Origin of the sequence: Thalassotalea sediminis (assembly GCF_030295915.1) — a bacterium.
In the GTDB taxonomy this organism is placed as follows: domain Bacteria; phylum Pseudomonadota; class Gammaproteobacteria; order Enterobacterales; family Alteromonadaceae; genus Thalassotalea_C; species Thalassotalea_C sediminis.
In genome coordinates, this window is the sequence record NZ_AP027361.1 from 865,842 (window position 1) to 884,193 (window position 18,352).

Annotated in this window: 18 protein-coding genes and 2 tRNA genes; 9 read left to right on the forward strand and 11 right to left on the reverse strand. The window is 38.2% G+C overall.

From position 1 onward, the window contains the following. Positions 1–5 precede the first annotated feature (5 nt). The 4 genes from QUE09_RS03925 to QUE09_RS03940 all read right to left on the reverse strand — a co-directional run bounded on the left by QUE09_RS03925 (position 6) and on the right by QUE09_RS03940 (position 1,608). Positions 6–81: transfer RNA gene (locus QUE09_RS03925), tRNA-Thr, on the reverse strand. A gap of 94 nt (positions 82–175) precedes the next feature. Beyond that, positions 176–251: transfer RNA gene (locus QUE09_RS03930), tRNA-Phe, on the reverse strand. Between the two features lie 230 nt (positions 252–481). Beyond that, on the reverse strand, positions 482–754 hold the full coding sequence (locus QUE09_RS03935) for an oxidative damage protection protein (protein WP_286234907.1): 273 nt from the start codon (positions 752–754) through the stop codon (positions 482–484). Between the two features lie 74 nt (positions 755–828). Continuing rightward, positions 829–1,608: a substrate-binding periplasmic protein gene (locus QUE09_RS03940; protein WP_286234908.1), complete on the reverse strand. Its 780-nt coding sequence runs from the start codon at positions 1,606–1,608 to the stop codon at positions 829–831. 374 nt (positions 1,609–1,982) lie between these two features. Here QUE09_RS03940 and QUE09_RS03945 point away from each other — a divergent pair, with 374 nt between their 5' ends. The 7 genes from QUE09_RS03945 (at position 1,983) to QUE09_RS03975 (ending at position 10,111) form a co-directional block, all read left to right on the forward strand. Further along, positions 1,983–3,245, forward strand: a complete 1,263-nt coding sequence (locus tag QUE09_RS03945; RefSeq protein ID WP_286234909.1) for an efflux RND transporter periplasmic adaptor subunit — start codon at positions 1,983–1,985, stop codon at positions 3,243–3,245. Positions 3,246–3,281: 36 nt separating this feature from the next. Then, a complete protein-coding gene (locus QUE09_RS03950) occupies positions 3,282–3,995 on the forward strand; it encodes an ABC transporter ATP-binding protein (RefSeq protein WP_286234910.1) in 714 nt (237 codons plus the stop codon). 17 nt (positions 3,996–4,012) lie between these two features. Beyond that, entirely contained in the window at positions 4,013–5,326 is a 1,314-nt protein-coding gene (locus tag QUE09_RS03955) for an ABC transporter permease (protein ID WP_286234911.1), read from the forward strand. Between the two features lie 10 nt (positions 5,327–5,336). Next, positions 5,337–6,542: an ABC transporter permease gene (locus tag QUE09_RS03960; RefSeq protein ID WP_286234912.1), complete on the forward strand. Its 1,206-nt coding sequence runs from the start codon at positions 5,337–5,339 to the stop codon at positions 6,540–6,542. Between the two features lie 60 nt (positions 6,543–6,602). Continuing rightward, positions 6,603–7,256, forward strand: a complete 654-nt coding sequence (locus tag QUE09_RS03965) for a trypsin-like serine protease (protein WP_286234915.1) — start codon at positions 6,603–6,605, stop codon at positions 7,254–7,256. Positions 7,257–7,475: 219 nt separating this feature from the next. After that, positions 7,476–8,810: a sigma-54-dependent transcriptional regulator gene (locus QUE09_RS03970; RefSeq protein ID WP_286234916.1), complete on the forward strand. Its 1,335-nt coding sequence runs from the start codon at positions 7,476–7,478 to the stop codon at positions 8,808–8,810. Next, positions 8,810–10,111: a sensor histidine kinase gene (locus QUE09_RS03975; RefSeq protein ID WP_286234917.1), complete on the forward strand. Its 1,302-nt coding sequence runs from the start codon at positions 8,810–8,812 to the stop codon at positions 10,109–10,111. Before QUE09_RS03970 ends, QUE09_RS03975 begins: the two co-directional genes overlap by 1 nt. Before the next feature lie 32 nt (positions 10,112–10,143). On the opposite strand, the gene QUE09_RS03980 is transcribed toward QUE09_RS03975, so the two are convergent. Next, positions 10,144–10,548 carry a VOC family protein gene (locus QUE09_RS03980; RefSeq protein WP_286234918.1) on the reverse strand — a complete coding sequence of 135 codons (405 nt, stop codon included), beginning with the start codon at positions 10,546–10,548 and terminating at the stop codon, positions 10,144–10,146. Positions 10,549–10,579: 31 nt separating this feature from the next. Beyond that, the gene (mutY, locus tag QUE09_RS03985; protein ID WP_286235878.1) at positions 10,580–11,674 is read right to left on the reverse strand and encodes an A/G-specific adenine glycosylase; all 1,095 of its coding nucleotides are present in this window, start codon (positions 11,672–11,674) and stop codon (positions 10,580–10,582) included. 140 nt (positions 11,675–11,814) lie between these two features. On the opposite strand from mutY, the gene QUE09_RS03990 reads away from it, so the two are divergent. Further along, a complete protein-coding gene (locus QUE09_RS03990) occupies positions 11,815–12,153 on the forward strand; it encodes a 50S ribosome-binding protein YggL (RefSeq protein ID WP_286234919.1) in 339 nt (112 codons plus the stop codon). Between the two features lie 33 nt (positions 12,154–12,186). On the opposite strand, the gene QUE09_RS03995 is transcribed toward QUE09_RS03990, so the two are convergent. Both QUE09_RS03995 and QUE09_RS04000 read right to left on the reverse strand, forming a co-directional pair. Continuing rightward, entirely contained in the window at positions 12,187–12,894 is a 708-nt protein-coding gene (locus tag QUE09_RS03995) for an outer membrane protein OmpK (RefSeq protein ID WP_286234920.1), read from the reverse strand. Positions 12,895–12,903: 9 nt separating this feature from the next. Further along, complete coding sequence (locus QUE09_RS04000; protein ID WP_286234921.1) at positions 12,904–14,853, reverse strand: methyl-accepting chemotaxis protein; 1,950 nt, start codon at positions 14,851–14,853, stop codon at positions 12,904–12,906. A 161-nt stretch (positions 14,854–15,014) separates the two neighbouring features. On the opposite strand from QUE09_RS04000, the gene trmB reads away from it, so the two are divergent. After that, positions 15,015–15,740: a tRNA (guanosine(46)-N7)-methyltransferase TrmB gene (gene trmB, locus QUE09_RS04005; protein WP_286234922.1), complete on the forward strand. Its 726-nt coding sequence runs from the start codon at positions 15,015–15,017 to the stop codon at positions 15,738–15,740. Positions 15,741–15,813: 73 nt separating this feature from the next. Here trmB and QUE09_RS04010 read toward each other — a convergent pair whose 3' ends face one another. The 3 genes from QUE09_RS04010 to QUE09_RS04020 are packed head-to-tail and all read right to left on the reverse strand — an operon-like array spanning position 15,814 to position 18,139. Beyond that, entirely contained in the window at positions 15,814–16,185 is a 372-nt protein-coding gene (locus QUE09_RS04010; RefSeq protein WP_286234923.1) for a hypothetical protein, read from the reverse strand. A gap of 50 nt (positions 16,186–16,235) precedes the next feature. Then, positions 16,236–16,706 carry a methylated-DNA--[protein]-cysteine S-methyltransferase gene (locus QUE09_RS04015; RefSeq protein WP_286234924.1) on the reverse strand — a complete coding sequence of 157 codons (471 nt, stop codon included), beginning with the start codon at positions 16,704–16,706 and terminating at the stop codon, positions 16,236–16,238. Between the two features lie 5 nt (positions 16,707–16,711). Next, a complete protein-coding gene (locus tag QUE09_RS04020) occupies positions 16,712–18,139 on the reverse strand; it encodes a DNA-3-methyladenine glycosylase 2 family protein (protein ID WP_286234925.1) in 1,428 nt (475 codons plus the stop codon). Positions 18,140–18,352 lie beyond the last annotated feature (213 nt).

An 18,352-nucleotide genomic window follows, 5' to 3' on the forward strand; every position in this document is an offset into this window, starting at 1 on the left:
ATAAATGGTGCCGACTGCCGGAGTCGAACTGGCGACCTACTGATTACAAGTCAGTTGCTCTACCAACTGAGCTAAGTCGGCACACAAAGACTGTGTGCGATAAATACATTCAAAGGAATAATTTACCTTGGCACCGAACTAATGATTGTTTCTACAAATCACTACTTCAAAATAATGGTGCCTCGAGGCGGAATCGAACCACCGACACGGGGATTTTCAATCCCCTGCTCTACCGACTGAGCTATCGAGGCACTAGATAATAAATTATCATAGTACATGTCTTTTTGGCTTTGCCTTGAAGACGGGGCGTATTAAACTGTTTTTCGTTTCAACCGTCAACACTTTTTTTTGAAAAAATGTTTGTTTGTTGTTTTTTTCTCCGTATTGCTGTCATTTAATGCGAATATTGATTGAATTTCAACGTTTGATACTAAATTGGTACTAAAAATTTTTACTTTTGATGTTTACATAGTAAATGCATTTATTTCTGTTCTGGCGTATAACCTTCGATATTAGGTTCTATATTGTTGAATAAATAATCTACCATGATTTTTTCTAGTACAGCGCGATCGTCTGGATTCATCATATTCATTTTATGTTCATTAATAAGCATGGTTTGCTTTTTCTGCCAATCGGTCCACGCTTCTTGGCTAATGTTATCAAAAATACGCTTGCCTACGTCACCTGGATATAATTGAAATGCTAAGCCTGGGGCTTCTTTTTGTAATTTTTGACAAAAAACCGTTCTGCTCATAATTGCTCTCTGTAGAAATGAAAAAATATACCGTCATAGTATATAGAGATTGCGTTAAATTTTCTCGGCTTTTTCTAGTTTGCTAACGACGTAGACTCATACACGTTAAATTTAGTTCTTAAGTGTTCAAGCGCCGGTGATACGCTATTAAAAGCCTGCTGATATTGTGTCACTACACTTTTTGGTACCGCTTTATTAAAAGCAAAGTAATCGCCAATTTCAGCTAATGTATACACTATTTTGTATTGGTCACGTTTTTCTGGGGAACGTGCCAATATACTGCGAAGGCCGCTTTTTGAAATAGCCATCATATCAATTCTATCATTTGCTAACATGCGTTCTGCATGTTCTATATCTGGGCTTGGGATTAAGTTTTTCACACCTTTGGTTTTCAGTAACTCTTCGGTAATATCGTCTCTGATCAGTGCAAAACTATTGCTAAACAAACGTTCTTCAGTGAGTTTGTCTTGAGCAATTGTTATTTTGGCTACGACAACATAAGTTGCAGTAAATATCGGACCAACCCAGTGAAACAACGATTCTCTGCTTGGTGTTCTAGACATAGCAAAGAGCACTGAATGGCGATTGCTTTTAGCGTAATGAAACCCTCGTGCCCAAGGAACGACATGAATGTCTTTTTCTGGCAGTTTGAGTTCTTGCCACATTAATTTAAGTGTTTCTACAGATAACCCGGTTAGTCTATCCTGATGAATATAGGAAGATGGAGGGTAATTTTCAGTATAAAAATCAAGAAAGTAATCATTTACTTCTTTTGCAAATGTTAAATGGGATATGAAAAATATCGAAATACACCAAATGGATGTTACGAATTTACCTGCACTTAAAAACGTCATCAATTACTCGATATGTTGAATAAGTCTTAGTGTACTTACAATTAAGTTACTATGAGCAGTTATTAAGGAATGTGCTCAACCTTTGTTGCACGTAACTAGAGGTTTATATTCAACTTTATTGTTATTTTATTGTTCACACACTGTACCTGTTTACGATACTTCTGGTCAACCACTCTATAGTATTTCTGCATCTTGAAAAAAGTCGTTATTTTACTGTCCACCTGTCCGTATCAAACTAGCTCTGTCCGCTCGAAAAGTGTCCGCGGACACTGTAAATAAGGCTGGAAATGGAAAATATCAATACTATTCAATAGGATAGTGTTTTGGCATGTTAGGTGCTTTATTAGGTTAGTCGTTATAAATGAGGATGTTCAATGATTAGGGATACTAGCCAACAAGACACACACGTTGTCTCTAAACAAACCAGTAAGGTAAAGCAAGTGGCGTTGGTCGCCTTTGCAGGTATTTTATTGTTTGTTACTTGGCAAGCTATTTCAACGTGGCTTAGCGCTGAAAAAAGCATTGCGAGAGCACAGCTAAAAATGGCAACAGTTGAGCGTGGTGATTTATTAAGAGATATAGTTGCCTCAGGTAAAATAGTGGCAGCTAATGCACCCATTATCTATAGCCCTGAACAAGGCTTAGTCACATTAAAAGTGAAGCCAGGAGACATGGTAGAGCTTGGGCAAAAGGTTGCGCAAATAGATAGTCCGCAATTAATGGCAACACTTGGCCAACAAAAAACGTTAGTACAACGATTAAGTTCTGCATTAAATCGAGAAAAACTCGCCTCTCGAAGAAAACAGCTTGAGTATCAACAAAAACTAGAACTAGCAAAGGTTGACCTTGCAGCAGCCGAAAGAGAAGCGCGCCGAGCTAATCAATCGATAGAGCGTAACATTATTAGTCAAATTGACTTTGAGCAAGCACAAGACGAATTAGCTAAGTCTCGTTTACGTACTCAGCATGCTGAACAGGAGGCAACGCTAGCAATTGACACTCTAGCCTTTGAAGTAGAGAACAAAGCGTTAGAGCTGAAAGCTGAGCAACAACGTTTAGCTGAATTGCAACGTAAAGTTGATGAGTTAGACATTTTATCTCCAGTCAGTGGCATTGTTGGTAACTGGCTAGTAGAGCAAAAAGCAAAAGTAAACAATAACGATTCATTGATGATGGTTGTTGACCTGTCAGCTTATGAAGCTGAATTACAAGTACCAGAAGCTTATGCTGATGAACTTGGGTTAGGAATGACCGTGGAAGTCAGTATGGCTGGTAAAACTTTATATGGAAAACTGGCGTCAATTTCTCCAGAAGTTATTGGTAGTCAAGTGACGGCAAGAGTAAGAATGGATGAAACCCAAGGTACAAGTTTACGCCAAAACCAACGCGTAAGTGGTCGCATTATATTAGAGCAAAAAGAAGATGTTTTGATGGTTCGTAGAGGCCAATTCTATCAAAGCGGTGCTGGTAAGCTAGCTTATGTGGTGCATGATGACTCAGCTGAGCGTGTTTCGATTGAAAGCGGCGCAACTAGCATGAGTCATATCGAAATTGTAAAGGGCGTTAAAGAAGGTGACACACTGGTTATTTCTAGCCTAGAACTATTTGATGATAAAGCGCGTGTTTTGCTTTATTAATCGTACTGAAAAATTAAAAAAATTAAGGAGAACATTATGTTAGTGATGTCAGATATTAATAAAGTATACCAAACGGAATTAGTGCAAACACACGCGTTACGTGATTTCAATTTAACGGTTAAAGAAGGGGAGTTTATCGCAGTAACGGGCCCATCGGGTTCGGGGAAAACGACTTTTTTAAATATTGCAGGGTTGTTAGAAAATATTTCTTCAGGTGACTATCAGCTTGATGGACAAAGTATTGTTGGCTTAAGTGATAAAGATCTATCGCGGTTAAGAAATGAGAAAATTGGCTTTATATTTCAAGGCTTCAATTTAATTCCCGACTTAAATCTTTTTGAAAATGTAGATGTTCCGTTGCGTTACCGCGGCTTTAGCGCTAAAGAGCGCAAACAAAAAATAGAGCATGCATTAGAGCTTGTTGGTTTAGCATCGCGAATGAAACACTTACCTTCACAGTTGTCGGGTGGACAACAACAACGTGTTGCTATTGCAAGAGCATTAGCCGGTGAACCTAAATTTTTATTAGCGGATGAGCCAACCGGTAACCTTGACAGTTTAATGGCAAAACAAGTGATGGAACTATTAGAAAAAATAAACAAACAAGGCACTACAATCGTTATGGTAACACACGATGCTGAACTTGCCCGTAGAGCTGAGCGCAATATTCAAATTGTTGATGGGCAACTTTGTGACTTTACCATGTACCAAGGTGGCAAAACTGCAAAAGAACAGGAAGCAATTGCCTAAAAGGCTAAGGAAAAAGCATGTTTAGTTATTATATTCAACTTGCGATAAAAAGCTTAAAAAGCACGCTAGGTACTACAATGCTGATGGTGTTGGCGATTGCCTGTGGCATCGGAATTTCAATGACAGCATTAACGTTAAATCATATGACGGGTAACAATCCGATTAGTGAAAAGTCAGATCAGTTATTTGCTGTACAGTTGCAATCAACCGGTAGCGACTCTACGTGGAACACCACAGATAATGTACCTCAACAAATGACTTATCAAGATGCAACGAACCTGATGCGTGCATTACCTGATCTAAAACATACACCTATGTATAAAACGGGTTTTTCTGTACGTACGCTTGACCCCGAGTTTGCTCCTGTATTGCATGCAAGCCGTGTTACTACACGTCATTTCTTTTCAATGTTTGACGTTAAATTTCTATATGGTGGACCGTGGAGTAAAACGGTAGATGAAAACCCAACCTTTCAAGTGGTGATCAGTGAAGAATTAAATGACAGGCTATTTGGTGGTGGTGATAACACAGGTAAAGAAATTTTCTTAAACGCTACTACTTATCAAATTGTTGGTATTACAGCGTCTTGGCAGCCGAAGCCAAAGTTTTATGATGTTAACAATGGCGCGTTTCAAAGCGCTGAACAGGTGTTTATTCCCTTTGTTTTATCTAGCGTTTACGAATTACACTCTTGGGGAAATAACAATGGTTGGAAAGCTGAACGCGTTAACAACTATCAAGAAAAGCTCGATTCAGAACTTTTATGGACACAATATTGGGCCGAATTACCCAACACAAAAGACAAAGAAGCGTTTTCACAGTATTTATCAGGGTATGTTGAGCAACAAAAGAAACTAGCTCGTTTTGAACGCGACGATGCCAGAGGTGTGTTGCGCAATGTTCAGGAGTGGCTTGACTATAACAATGTTGTCGGTGACGACTCTTATGTGCTCGTTGCTGTCAGTTTTATGTTTTTAGTGGTGTGCTTAGTTAATAGTATCGGTTTATTGCTTGCTAAATTTTTACGTAATGCACCACATGTAGGTGTGCGTAGAGCGCTAGGTGCGAGTCGTGGACAAGTATTTGCTCAACATTTAGTAGAAGTCGGCATGCTTGGATTGCTTGGCGGATTACTTGGATTAGCCTTTGCGTATTTTGGATTGTCATTATTGAAAAATAACTTTGATGGTTTTGATTTTGTTGCATCAATGGATTTAACCATGTTTATCGCAGCACCGTTAATTGCGGTAACGGCAACGGTGGTAGCGGGCATTTACCCCGCTTGGCGCGTATGTACAACGTTGCCATCTATTTATTTAAAAACACAATAGGAGCTGCATTATGTTACATATTTCTCCCATTTTTAATGCCATGATGCGAAATAAAAGTAGTGTTATTTTGATCATCATGCAAATCGCATTAACACTAGCAATTGTCAGTAATGCCGCATTTATTATCAAAGAACGCATCGACGATATGAATCGTGATAGTGGTATACCTGAATCAGAAATTATTGGCGTAGCAATGTATTTTTACGATGATAATGTTGATATAGCGAAGCAATTATTAGTTGATCAACAAAAGATTATGGAGATACCGGGTGTTGTCGAGGCGACAGGAATAAATCAACTGCCGTTATCTGGTAGTGGCGATTCTTGGGGCTTTCGTAATCAGTTGGAAGGTGAAGGTGCTATATCTGCCGGTGCTGGTGTGTTTACTGGAAATTACAACATTACTAAGCTTTTTGGTCATGAAATCACAAAAGGGAGAGACTTCCGTCCTGATGATTTTATTGTCCGAGAAACTGGGGCTGAAGCGCCCAAAGTGGCAATCATTACTCAAGCGTTAGCTGACGAGATTTTTCCAGACGAAAATGCGTTAGGTAAATATATGTATAGTATTGATATGCCATTTCAAATTATTGGTATTATCGATAAGATGCAAGGGCCTTGGGTGCATTCTCCTATGGTAGATCGCAATGTATTAATGCCAGTATTGTCTGTGCATCAGTTTATTCGATTTGCTATTCGTGTTGAGCCTGGGCAAGTTGATCATATTTTGAAAGATATTCAAGACATTTTATTAAAATTGGAAAATCGCCGTGTGATAAACGAAATATCCACCATCGAAGACATGAAAGCTACGAGTTATCAGCGTGATAAACTGATGACGAATATGTTGATGGTTATTATTGCCGTACTTATTTTTATTACTGCCTTAGGTATTGCCGGTATGACAATTTTTAATGTTAATCGTCGACAAAAACAAATTGGCACTCGCAGAGCATTAGGCGCAAGTCGTGTTGATATTCAAAGGTATTTTATGACTGAAAGTGCATTAATTGCTGGAATAGGCATTATATTGGGCATTATTTTGGCGTTAGTTCTTAATAACTACTTGATGACCTACTTTTCTTCTGATGCATTGTCTTTTAATTATATTGGTGCAACATTAGTGGGTATTATTTTGGTTATTGAAGTTGCGGTATTTATACCTGCCTTAAAGGCTTCAAAAATATCACCGGCAATCGCGACCCGCTCGGTGTAGTCATGCCATTTAAAAAAGCATTAGCGTAATTACTAATGCTTTTGATCTAAGGAAAGTTTAATGAAAAAAATATGGTGTCTGTTTATCTTACTTGTTTTTTGTTCTACAAGTTTCGCGGTAGTTATTAGGCATGACAAAAGTGCAGATGATTATGTTGTTAAAAATTCACCGCAGTATCTAGTTAATATGCCGCATGAAGGACAAGGAGTCTTGATTGCGCCAAATTGGATTTTAACTGTCGCACATGTGATTTTCTATGATTATCAAGGTAAAACGATTGATATTGCGGGCAAAGAGTATGTAATTGAATCAGTTTTCATCCATAAAGATTATCGAAAGCTTGAGCCGTCCACCTTGGAAAAAGGTACGAAAGCGACAATGGATTTTCAGTTTGCTAATCGTGATATTGCCTTGGTAAAGCTATCAACATCAGTTGATAGTGTCAGTCCGTTATCTATATATACTAAATCAGATGAATTAGGTAAGCGCGTTATTGGTTATGGAAAAGGCGCAACTGGAGATGGCATTAGCGGTGCAGTTTTCGAGACCAAGCGTGATAAAGTGCTACGTATACTCGAAAATAAAATTGAGGAAGTAACACCTTACTGGTTAGCCATAACATTTGACCAGCCTGAAAAAGCGTTACCGTTAGAGGGAATTGATGGTTCTGGAGATAGCGGTGGACCTGTAATTATCAAAAAAAGATGGTCGTGAGTGGTTAGTCGGTATGTTTTCGTGGGATTATGTTGACGGCCCTTTGAGTGATTTTCAAGCCGGATTATATGGTCATAAGTCATATCAAGTGAGGGTATCAAGTTATCAACCATGGATATCATCAATAATTGCAGCAAATTGATTCATTTCAATCATTGAGTTTGATAGGCTGATGCTCTTTGTGGTGATATCAGTTCAGCTAAGGTAACAAACTGATTTATGGAAAAAATATTAGTAGTCGATGATAATCCATCGGTCTGTAATGCATTAAGTATTTTGCTAGAGCTGCATGATTATCAGGTGGTTACTGCAAGCTGTCCTGCCGAGGCCATGCCTATATTAAATTATCAACGAATTGCATTAGTCATTCTTGATATGAACTTTACGCAAGACACAACCAGTGGCGAGGAAGGTAAACAGGCATTTTATCAAATGCGTGAAATGCTGCCTGATTTGCCTATTATTTTACTTACAGCTTGGACAGACTTAACAACAGCAATTGAGCTTGTTAAACATGGTGCTGCCGATTATTTAGCCAAACCGTGGGATGATGAAAAGTTACTCATCACTATTAATAATTTAATTGAGCTATATGAAGTGAGACAGGCGTCTCAATCGCTGATCAATCAAAATAGAGAACGCGAAACGCATTTAAGTGAAGCTAATTTATGTGGCCTTATTTTTAAAAGTATTAAAATGCAACGACTTGTTGATATGAGTATTCAAGTCGCGAAATCAGACGTAAGTGTTTTGATCACTGGACCAAATGGTGCAGGTAAAGAAAAAATTGCTGATATCGTACATGCAAACTCATTAAGGTCAGCTAATCCTTTTATAAAAGTAAATGTTGGCGCCTTACCGATAGACTTAATGGAAGCAGAGCTTTTTGGTGCAGAGGCGGGCGCCTATACGGGCGCCAATAAACGACGTATTGGCCGTTTTGAAGCTGCTGATGGTGGTACTTTATTCTTAGATGAAATAGGCAATTTATCGTTATCAGGGCAAATTAAATTATTACGTGTACTACAAACTGGCGAATTTGAACGTTTAGGAAGCCATGAAACAATAAAAGTTAATGTACGAGTCATTAGTGCAACTAACGCTAATCTTTCTTTAGATATTGAACAAGGAAACTTTCGAGAAGATCTATATTATCGTTTGAATGTTATTGGCCTAGAGCTACCTGCATTAAATGAGCGCACAGATGATGTTATTCCACTCGTTGAACATTTCACAAGGGGGGCTAAACCACTTTCGAAAATAACAGCGCAGACTTTAAAAGGGCATTCATGGCCTGGGAATGTGAGAGAGCTAGAAAATGCCTGTCAACGTGCTATGTTACTTTCTCAATCTCAAGAATGGCAGCCAGAAGATTTCGGTTTAGAAAGCTCAAGTCCACAATTGAATGCACAGCAAGATGACGTGATCACGCAACAAATGGTAGAACAGGCGATTGCCAATAATAATGGCGTTATAAGTCGTGCGGCTAAGTCGCTAGGTTTAAGTCGACAAGCATTGTATCGCCGTATGGAAAAGTTTGGGATCGACAAGTAATGTTTAATACCTTAAAAGGGCGGTTATTAATCATTGCAGTAGGCGCTACTTGGCTTTCAAATAGTATTTTATTCTTTTTTCTTTCAGCGACGGACTGGCAATTACTGTTATTCGTTTTAGTGTTTAGTAGTGCATTTGTTATTGCTATCGTACATTACTTTTTTGCCTTCATTGAAAACAAGTTGCTGGCACTGGAGTCTGGGTTATTAAATTTTAGAGATAATGAATTTTCGAATAGTTTAGCCATAAAAGGCAAAGATGAATTGAGCCAGTTGTGTCACTTATATAATGAGGTTGCTGAAAAATTACGTGCTGAAAAACAAAGTATTTATCAACGTGAATTGTTATTAGATAAAGTGATAGAAAGCTCACCAATAATGATGTTTTTGGTTGATGACGATGGTTACTTTGTTTATTCAAACAGCGAAACTCGTCATTTTTTAAATCAAGGCAAGCGCATGGAAGGTGAAAAACTAGATGCGCTGATGAAGCATTGGCCAGAGGCATTATGTCAGGCAATAATGCAGCACCGAGACGGTTTATTCGTTATTGAAGAACCGGACAATAGCGAAACATGGCATTTATCACGTGGTGACTTTTTACTGAATAATAAAAAGCATCAATTATTTTTGTTAAAGCACATGACACGGGAGTTGAGTAGACAAGAAGTTGCGGTTTGGAAAAAAGTCATCAGAGTAATAAGCCATGAATTAAATAACTCATTAGCGCCCATTTCTTCAGTTACTCACTCTGGTCAATTAATTGCTAAGAAGTATCAAGACCAGAAGTTGCCGTTGATTTTTGACACGATAAAAGAGCGTATCGATCATTTAAATAGTTTTATTTCGGGTTATGCTAAATTTGCAAAATTACCGACACCACGGTTAGAAGCAAATAATTTATCTGCTTTTATTGCGCAGCTAAAAGCACAACTCTCCTTTGTAGCACCAGATAATATTCCTGATGAAGTTGTGACGTTTGATCCTAGCCAATTGGAACAAGTGCTCATTAATTTGATCAAAAATGCGCAAGAATCTGGCTCAGCTTTATCAGAAGTCGCATTATGTATTGGATTATCAAGTTCACAATTAACCTTTGAGGTTAAAGACCGTGGTACGGGGATGTCAGAACAAGTGCTAACGAATGCACTGATCCCGTTCTATTCGACTAAACAATCGGGTACAGGGTTAGGGCTAGCACTTTGCCGAGAAATTATTGAAGCGCATGATGGCAATATATCATTACATAATAGGATTGGCGGTGGGCTTTCAGTTAGGATTGTTCTCCCTCGAAAGTCATGAATATCCTAAGCAAACGATTATCATTATAGATGCTAGCGCTTAGAACGTAGTTCGATGGTATTCCCTTGTGGGTCGTTAAGGTATACAGAATCGCCATACCCTTCAGCGCCATAACGACGTTCAAAATCTCCAATTTGTATTTGGTGGTTTTGAAAGTGCTGTTTAATCGCAGCTTGGTTGATTGGTGCTAACTGCAAACAAAAATGATCAAGGTTGTTATCATTTGAGGTTGGTGCTTTTCCTCCCAAACGACCTAACTCACTGTCAACGTTTACAATATCAATAAGCGCGCTACCAGCACGTAATTGTGTTAATCCCTGTTCTTTATCTGTTTCACGTTCAATATGACAACCTAATACATTGCAATAAAAATGTAGCATTGCATCAAGTTTATTTGTTCGTAATACAATATGGTCAATGCCAACTATCTCTAGCATAATGTGCCTTTAGGTTAACGTGTATTTGTGATTAACCTAAAGCTTGGTATAACTCACGTACTTCATCAAGTATTTTACAGCTAGATGCGGCTAAGCCGACAGTATCTTGATTAGTAATGTGATACCACAAGTGCTGATCATATTCAGCAATGTTTGTGTTTTCTTTTTTAAGCTGACACTCTACAAGTATTGGTGTGATATCCAAATGAAAGTGACTAAACGTATGACGAAAAGGCGTTAGTGCTTGCTGTTTAGTGCCTGTTAACCCAAACGAAGATAATTTCTTGTCTATGTTACTTTGTAAATCTATTTCGGGAAAACCATACAGTCCACCCCAAATACCACTTGGTGGACGTTTGATTAAGAGTACTTTCTCACCTTGTTTTAAAATCAACATGATGGCTGACTTTTCAGGAATTTTCTTTTTTGGTTTCTTTTGTGGGAAGTGTTGTTGTTCGTTACCAGCATAGGCTAAACATGTACTTACAAGTGGACAGTTTGAACAATCTGGCTTTGAACGTGTACAAAGTGTTGCACCAATGTCCATCATGGCCTGGTTAAATGCGTCTACGTGTTTTGCCGGTGTTAATTTTTCGGCAATGGGCCAAAGTGTTTTTTCATATTTGCTTTGTCCGTTATAGCCTTCCACTAAATAGTGGCGAGATAGTACGCGTTTTACGTTTCCATCAAGTATTGGGTGATGTTGCTTTAACGCTAGGCTTAATATTGCTCCTGCTGTTGAGCGACCAATACCTGGCAATGCTATGACCTGCTCTATAGCTAATGGAAACTCACCTTGGAATTTATCTCGCATTATTTGAGCCGCTTTATGGAGGTTCCGCGCACGTGCGTAATACCCTAAACCAGTCCAATGATGTAACACTAAGTCTTGTTCAGCATTTGCGAGTGCTGTGATGTTGGGAAAGCTTTCCATAAATCGCTGATAATAAGGAATAACAGTAGCAACTTGAGTCTGTTGTAGCATGATCTCTGAAATCCACACGCGATAAGGTGTTTTATTCTGTTGCCAAGGTAAGTGCTTTCTTCCTTGCTTATGATACCAGTTAACGACGGCTTCACTGAAACCTGTTGCTGAATTTGATGAAATACTAATGCTTTGCGTCATAGGGGCGTCAGTGTAGCGAAATTTACTGTGAATACCAGTAATTTTATGCATGAAGTTGTTATTGGTTATTTATCAACTTCGGTGGACTTTTTATAGCTCAGCCACTATATTTGGCGGCAAAATAAGCATTAAGGAATATTATGAAAATTCAAGCAAAAAACCGTTCGAGAAGGTTAAGAAAAAAACTACGCGTTGACGAATTCCAAGAATTTGGCTTTGATGTGGCGTGGAAGTTGTCTGATGATACTGACTCTGCTGGCGTTGATAGCTTTCTTGATAAGTTTATTGCTGAAGCTATTCAACCCAATAAACTAGGCTTTGGTGGTGAAGGAGATACCATCTGGCATGGGTTGATTTGTACAGAAAAGTTAGGTAGTTGTACAGACGCCGATAGAAAAGCCGTTGAAAAATGGCTTAAAGATAATGGTGCCGTTTCCGTCTCTGTAAGTGAGTTATACGATGTTTGGTGGGCTGAATAGTACACCAACACCCACCAAATTGATGAGTGAATGTTAGAAATGATACTTTAAAAGTAAATTAACATTTCGCTCGTCAACTCCTTTAATGCCAAACTTATTATCCCAGTGTACATATTCAATGCCTACGTAGAGTTTAGATTTAATATTTAGTGCTGGTGCTAAGTCATACTTTAGTTGTGAGGTAAAATTCATTTGAGCATTGGCGTCATCGGTAGCGGTAACATAATCTAAAAATCCATCGTACACCAAGGGGCCAATTGGTACGGCCCAGCTCAAAGTTGTTTGAATCCCGTTGTCACTTGAGTCAATGTTTTTATGGTAAATGTTAGTTTTAAAAAATAAAAAATTAGGTACCTTAAAGTTGGTGCCAATGCCAACTAGATAATTAGTAAAACCATCTCCAACTTCGGCTGTAGTCGCTAAATAGATATTTTCGATGAATTCATTTTGATAAGTAGATAATTGAAATCGCGGAGATATTTCGATATAGGTTTCGCGATCACCATTGCTAGAATGTAAGCGATCAACAAACAGAAAGCTATCACCCCAGCTATAGCCAGCTGCATGCTCAAAGGTAAAAACAGTGCGATCACTATCGCCGACTTTATAGTTATCTCCTTTTAAGAGGGTAGCGCTAAAATCTGACCATAACGTTTCTGCGTTTGCCTGCATTGGAGCAAATAATGTAGCTAGTATACCCGTAACAAAAATATACTTCTTGGTTAAATATAGCGTCTTCATGTGTACGTCCTATTCGGTTTTAAATTGAGCAACAAGTTGTTCTAATTGGTGTTTTTGATGGTCTAATTCCGTAATTATACTTGTTGTTGTATCGGATAAGTTAGAAATTTCTGTCGCCATGTCTGCTATCTTCGTCACATTTTCATTAAGTTCGTTAATGACGCTAGATTGTTCTTGTGTTGCGGTTGCAACTTGCGTGTTCATTGCGGTAATTTCATTAATATCAATAACGACTTCCCCAAGCACTTGTTTAGCATCATTCGTTTTCTCTAAGCCTTGGCTGGCAAGCTCAGTGTTTTCTTGCATAGCAGAAACCGTCTCGTTGGCTTGTTGCTGTAACCGTTGAATAACGTCATTGATTTCTTGCGTTGAACTTTGTGTTCGACCAGCAAGTGTGCGCACTTCATCCGCCACTACGGCAAATCCTCTGCCTTGCTCACCGGCACGCGCTGCCTCTATTGCTGCATTTAGAGCAAGTAAATTAGTTTGCTCGGAAATACTACTAATGGTGTCAACGACTGAACTGATCATTTGGGTTTGATCGGCAAGTTGAGTGATCTTCTCTTGGGTAATTCTATTGCTTTCCTGTAATTGCAACATAACATTGCTTGTTTCATCTACACGTTGATTGGAAACGTTGATCTGTTGTTCAGAGCCTTCTGTTTTGGTTGCGGTATTAGTTGCTAGTTCACTAACCTCTTGAATGCTGTGGCTCATTTCGTTGGTTGCCGTTGCCACGGAATCGGATTCAGCTTGTTGGCTAATGACCAACTTATTTACATTACTTGCCATATCATTGAGTTGGTTAAATGAAGAGGTCATAATGCTTTCTGTATGCTTTATTTCTATCATGATCTCTCGCACTTTGCTTAATATGGCGTTAAACCCTTTAGCAAGTTGACCAAGCTCATCGCCGCGCTCATCATCTAATTTTTGTGTTAGATCACCTCCAGTACCAGCCATAGCGATTAAGCGTTGACCAATTTCAATAATAGGTTTAGTAATTCTATTTGCTAATAACACCATTAAGAAAATAAAAACGGCGACAATAACTAAATTTAGCAGTGCGGTTTTTGTTAATGCTGAGTGTATTTTTGCTAAAGGTTCAGCGCGTGGCAACATTGCGATGATTTTCCAATTGAGTTCAGGTAAACCGACACTAGCAACATAAAACTCTTGGCCTTTATGATCTACAATATCAAAAACATAACCTGCATTTTGACTTAACAGTTTGCTCGAACTCGATGCAAAACCGTCAAACTGCTTTAATTGGCGTTGCTTTAAAGCAGGAAGTTCATGATGAATAATCACATTACCTTGATAATCGGTAACGAAAACATAGCCGTTTTCGCCAATTTTGTTTGAAAGTATATCGGCGCTAATTTGGTCAACGGCGTAACCAAGTCCAGCAATTGCGATATCTTTTCCTTGATAATTAACACGATAGTTTACAAATGCGGTGAGTTTTGTTGTGCCTTTCTCAACATCAAATGAAATTTCAAATGGCTCTTTGCCATTCAGGAATTGGTAAAACCATGCATCACTGTTTTGATTAATTTGTCTGGTAATACCTTGATGTGTATAATAATTTTGACTGATGTTGGACACCCAAAATACCGTTAATGCATCGTTAGCTTGTTGCATATTAGATAAATAATCTATGACTTGTTGTTGTTGTGCCTCGGGTTCATTTGCTGCAGCCCAATCAAGCATAAATTGATTTTGCGTAATTGATTTGGAAAGCTCTAATGGCGTGCTTAATTGTTCTCTAATGCGAAATTTTACTTTTGCTAGTTGGTTGGGCAGTAAATCTTGTTCAATGTTATCTTGGAACAACTGACTAAAAATATAATTATTCAGTGAGATACTAAGCAACGATAACGTGATAAGCGAAAAGGTAATAACGGCAATAAGTAATTTTCTAATGGATACATTTCGTAACCAGTTGTTTATTTCCATTCTAAGCTTTCTCTCAAAGTTATTGTTATTACAATAAGTATTGCTGAATAATTTGAAATATCATAATTAATGTTTAATAAATGTACCTTAGCTATTTGTGTTTAAATAAATAAACGTAGATAATATGCGCCCTTAAAAATAGCCTTAAGCAAGAAGTAGCCATGACTGAAAGAACACACAAGACTGTTGAACAAGCCGAACAAGAAGGCAAGTACATTCGTAAAGTACGTAGCTTTGTTAAACGTGAGGGGCGATTAACAAAAGGTCAGGCTGCGGCATTAGATTTACATTGGCAAGAGATGGGACTAAACCATGAAGATGGTTTGTTAACCTTTAGCAACGTGTTTAACAATGAAAACCCTGTAGTACTTGAAATTGGTTTTGGTATGGGAAGCTCATTGGTTGAAATGGCCAAAAATGCGCCATCACTAAACTTTATTGGTATTGAGGTTCATCGCCCAGGTGTTGGAGCATGTATTGCGTTAGCAAAAGAGCAAGGTGTAACAAATTTAAGGGTGTATCAACATGATGCGATTGAAATTCTCGCAGATTGTATTCCAAATGAATCATTAACGACGGTACAGTTATTTTTTCCAGATCCGTGGCACAAAAAAAAGCATCATAAAAGAAGAATCGTCTCTCCTGAGTTTGTTGAAACAATTCGTCAGAAGCTTAAAATTGGTGGAGTTTTTCATATGGCAACAGACTGGGAAAACTACGCAGAATGTATGCTCGAAGATATGCTAACATCTCCTGGTTATAAAAACCTGTCAGAAACCAATGATTATATTCCTCGCCCAGATAATAGACCGCTAACAAAGTTTGAACAACGTGGCCATCGTTTAGGTCATGGTGTTTGGGATTTACAATTTTCAAAAACGCGTTAATAGATTTAAAGCCCGTTAAGCGGGCTTTTATCGACTTCTTCTTACCTAAATGTGATATTTGGTCAAAACTAGATTAATGTTGCTGATCGTTTGGCACGCAATATTGATGCATTTTATCTGCTTCTATATGAAAAAGGTGCTGACAAAAACGATACTTCCCTTGTTGTTTTAGTTTCTCCTCAGATACTAATTCTCGTGTTAATGCATATTGTAAAATGCGTGATGCATATGCTGTCCAATACTCCTTTGCCGCCATAATATGAAAATCACTATTCGGATATGTTGCACAACGTTGTTCAATAAGCCTTTGTTCAAGATCGGTTAGTACTAGAGGCCTAATTTCACTGAACAAATATTGCTTAAACTTTGTAAACTGTTTTGCTCGCCAAAGTTGCCAAGCCATCCAGCATAATAAAGTGATTGCCGCGATTAAGATAAATTCCATCAGTACTACATTTACAACTTTCTAATAGCGATAAAATATAGCATTTTTAGTTAAATAGCACCTTCAAATGTTAATAACTGTTCTTTTAACGTCAAGCCTCCAGCGTAACCTGTTAATTTACCATTACTACCAATAACGCGGTGACAAGGAATAATCAGTGCTATTGGGTTTTTGCTATTGGCGCCACCTACTGCTCGCACTGCTTTAGGATTTTTGATTTGTTCTGCCAACCACCGGTAAGACTTTGTATCGCCGTAGTTAATAGTTGTTAACGTTTGCCAAACATATTGTTGAAAAGGGGTTCCTTTCGGCGCAAGTGCGAGGTTAAATGTTTTTCTTTCGCCATCAAAGTATTGCGCAAGTTGCGTTAACGTGTCTTTAAAGTATAAAGGGTTGTTTTCAAAACCTTTTAAATCTGTAACGCCAGCACTACCTGCGAGAAAAGATAGACTCGTTAAACCTTTTTGTGACGCTGTTATTAAGATCTCCCCAAACGGAGACTGCGTTTTTGTATAAAACATAGAGGTTAATCCTTTTGGGCGAGTGAATGCCAAAGATAAATGGCTGCATAGGCACGCCAAGGGCGCCATGACTCTGCCAGTGCTAAAATTGTTTTATTTGTAGGCTTTTTTTGATCATCGGTTAAGGCTTTTATTATACCTAAATCTGCGCTTGGAAACGCATCAGGGTCACTTAAGCCGCGCATGGCGATGTAATTTACCGTCCACGGGCCTATCCCTTTAAGTGCACAGAGTTGTTTTTCTAACTGCTCTAGTGATTGGTAGGTTTCAAAAATATCTTTGTTTTGTTCAAAAAAATTCAGCCATGTGTATAGGGTATCTTTGCGTGATTGAGTTAAACCAATATGATTAAAATCGGCCTGTTGTATTATATCAAGTGTTGGAAAACTAAATCCTACTTCATCAGGCAGTTGTGCATTCTTTTCGCCATATTGTTTTACAATGCGCATTGCCAACGTGGTTGCCGCTTTAACAGAAATTTGTTGCCCTAAAATTGCACGTATAGAAAACTCCAATATATCCCAACAACCGGGCAGTCTTAGGCCTGGCGATCTTGCTATAACGCTAGCTAATACCGGTGTAGTTGCTAACGCATCATGAATTAATGACATATCAGCATCAAGATCAAACATTTTGCGCACGCGCTGAATTATTTGATTAAGATAGCGATAGTCACTCAATGACAGCTTTAAAATTAACGCATGTCTACTGGTGTGATGAGAAACTTTAAGCCAACCCGTACAGTTTTCTATAGTGATATTTCTCATATAAAAACTGTCAGTAATATGCTCCATACCCTGTATTTGTCGGTATTGAAAAAAGGATAACATTAATGGCCAGTCAAAAGGCGGCCTATAGGGTAATTGTATATCTATGCATTTATTTGGCGTCACATCAGACTGCTTTCTTAAGGCATTTGGTGTGCAGTTATATTGTTGCTTAATAGCTTCGTTAAAACGTCTGATGCTTTTAAAGCCACTAGCAAAGCAAATATCGCTAAAGGGGAGCTCAGTAGTTCTTATCAGCTTTCTAGCTAATAGTAATCTTTGATGTTGAAAATATTCACTTGGCGAAATACCTAGGTGTTGTTTTACGAGTCGGTGCAGTTGTCGGGTACTAATGCTAAATTTGTTGGCTAAAGTAGTGAGATTATCGTCATGATAATCAAACGCATTTAGTATTTTGTTTAACGTAGTGGGTAATGTTTTGCCAGGTGCAAGTTCAGGAAAGCAACGCTTACACGGCACAAAACCTTGCTGTTGAGCTTGTTCAGCACTTAGATAATATTTTACATTTTCTGGTTTTGGTGGTCGAGCTGGGCATATGGGACGACAAAAAATACCCGTTGTTAACACGGCGGTATAAAATTTACCATCGAATCTGGCATCCCTGCTTAAGCGTGCTTGTTCACAAGTATGAATATCTAAAGACAAAAGCTAAACCTTTCTTATAAATCGCTAAAACAGCATATCTTAAATTCAATTGAATACTCGCGATAATCGGACATTAATGTTAAAAAAAGCTGACGAGATTCTTAACTTAAAATGATTAATTAAACAGCTGTGTGTATTTAAAACGGTTATTTTTAAAAATAACTCAGGCGTTTTTAATTATTCGTCAGCCTTTTTTATCTTTCAATAAGCTTT

Excerpts from the sequence above, each read along its gene's own strand:
- QUE09_RS03935 (WP_286234907.1), bottom strand. The coding sequence starts at position 754 with ATGAGCAGAACGGTTTTTTGTCAAAAATTACAAAAAGAAGCCCCAGGC.
- QUE09_RS03940 (WP_286234908.1), bottom strand. The coding sequence starts at position 1,608 with ATGACGTTTTTAAGTGCAGGTAAATTCGTAACATCCATTTGGTGTATT.
- QUE09_RS03945 (WP_286234909.1), top strand. The coding sequence starts at position 1,983 with ATGATTAGGGATACTAGCCAACAAGACACACACGTTGTCTCTAAACAA.
- QUE09_RS03950 (WP_286234910.1), top strand. The coding sequence starts at position 3,282 with ATGTTAGTGATGTCAGATATTAATAAAGTATACCAAACGGAATTAGTG.
- QUE09_RS03955 (WP_286234911.1), top strand. The coding sequence starts at position 4,013 with ATGTTTAGTTATTATATTCAACTTGCGATAAAAAGCTTAAAAAGCACG.
- QUE09_RS03960 (WP_286234912.1), top strand. The coding sequence starts at position 5,337 with ATGTTACATATTTCTCCCATTTTTAATGCCATGATGCGAAATAAAAGT.
- QUE09_RS03965 (WP_286234915.1), top strand. The coding sequence starts at position 6,603 with ATGAAAAAAATATGGTGTCTGTTTATCTTACTTGTTTTTTGTTCTACA.
- QUE09_RS03970 (WP_286234916.1), top strand. The coding sequence starts at position 7,476 with ATGGAAAAAATATTAGTAGTCGATGATAATCCATCGGTCTGTAATGCA.
- QUE09_RS03975 (WP_286234917.1), top strand. The coding sequence starts at position 8,810 with ATGTTTAATACCTTAAAAGGGCGGTTATTAATCATTGCAGTAGGCGCT.
- QUE09_RS03980 (WP_286234918.1), bottom strand. The coding sequence starts at position 10,548 with ATGCTAGAGATAGTTGGCATTGACCATATTGTATTACGAACAAATAAA.
- mutY (WP_286235878.1), bottom strand. The coding sequence starts at position 11,674 with ATGACGCAAAGCATTAGTATTTCATCAAATTCAGCAACAGGTTTCAGT.
- QUE09_RS03990 (WP_286234919.1), top strand. The coding sequence starts at position 11,815 with ATGAAAATTCAAGCAAAAAACCGTTCGAGAAGGTTAAGAAAAAAACTA.
- QUE09_RS03995 (WP_286234920.1), bottom strand. The coding sequence starts at position 12,894 with ATGAAGACGCTATATTTAACCAAGAAGTATATTTTTGTTACGGGTATA.
- QUE09_RS04000 (WP_286234921.1), bottom strand. The coding sequence starts at position 14,853 with ATGGAAATAAACAACTGGTTACGAAATGTATCCATTAGAAAATTACTT.
- trmB (WP_286234922.1), top strand. The coding sequence starts at position 15,015 with ATGACTGAAAGAACACACAAGACTGTTGAACAAGCCGAACAAGAAGGC.
- QUE09_RS04010 (WP_286234923.1), bottom strand. The coding sequence starts at position 16,185 with ATGGAATTTATCTTAATCGCGGCAATCACTTTATTATGCTGGATGGCT.
- QUE09_RS04015 (WP_286234924.1), bottom strand. The coding sequence starts at position 16,706 with ATGTTTTATACAAAAACGCAGTCTCCGTTTGGGGAGATCTTAATAACA.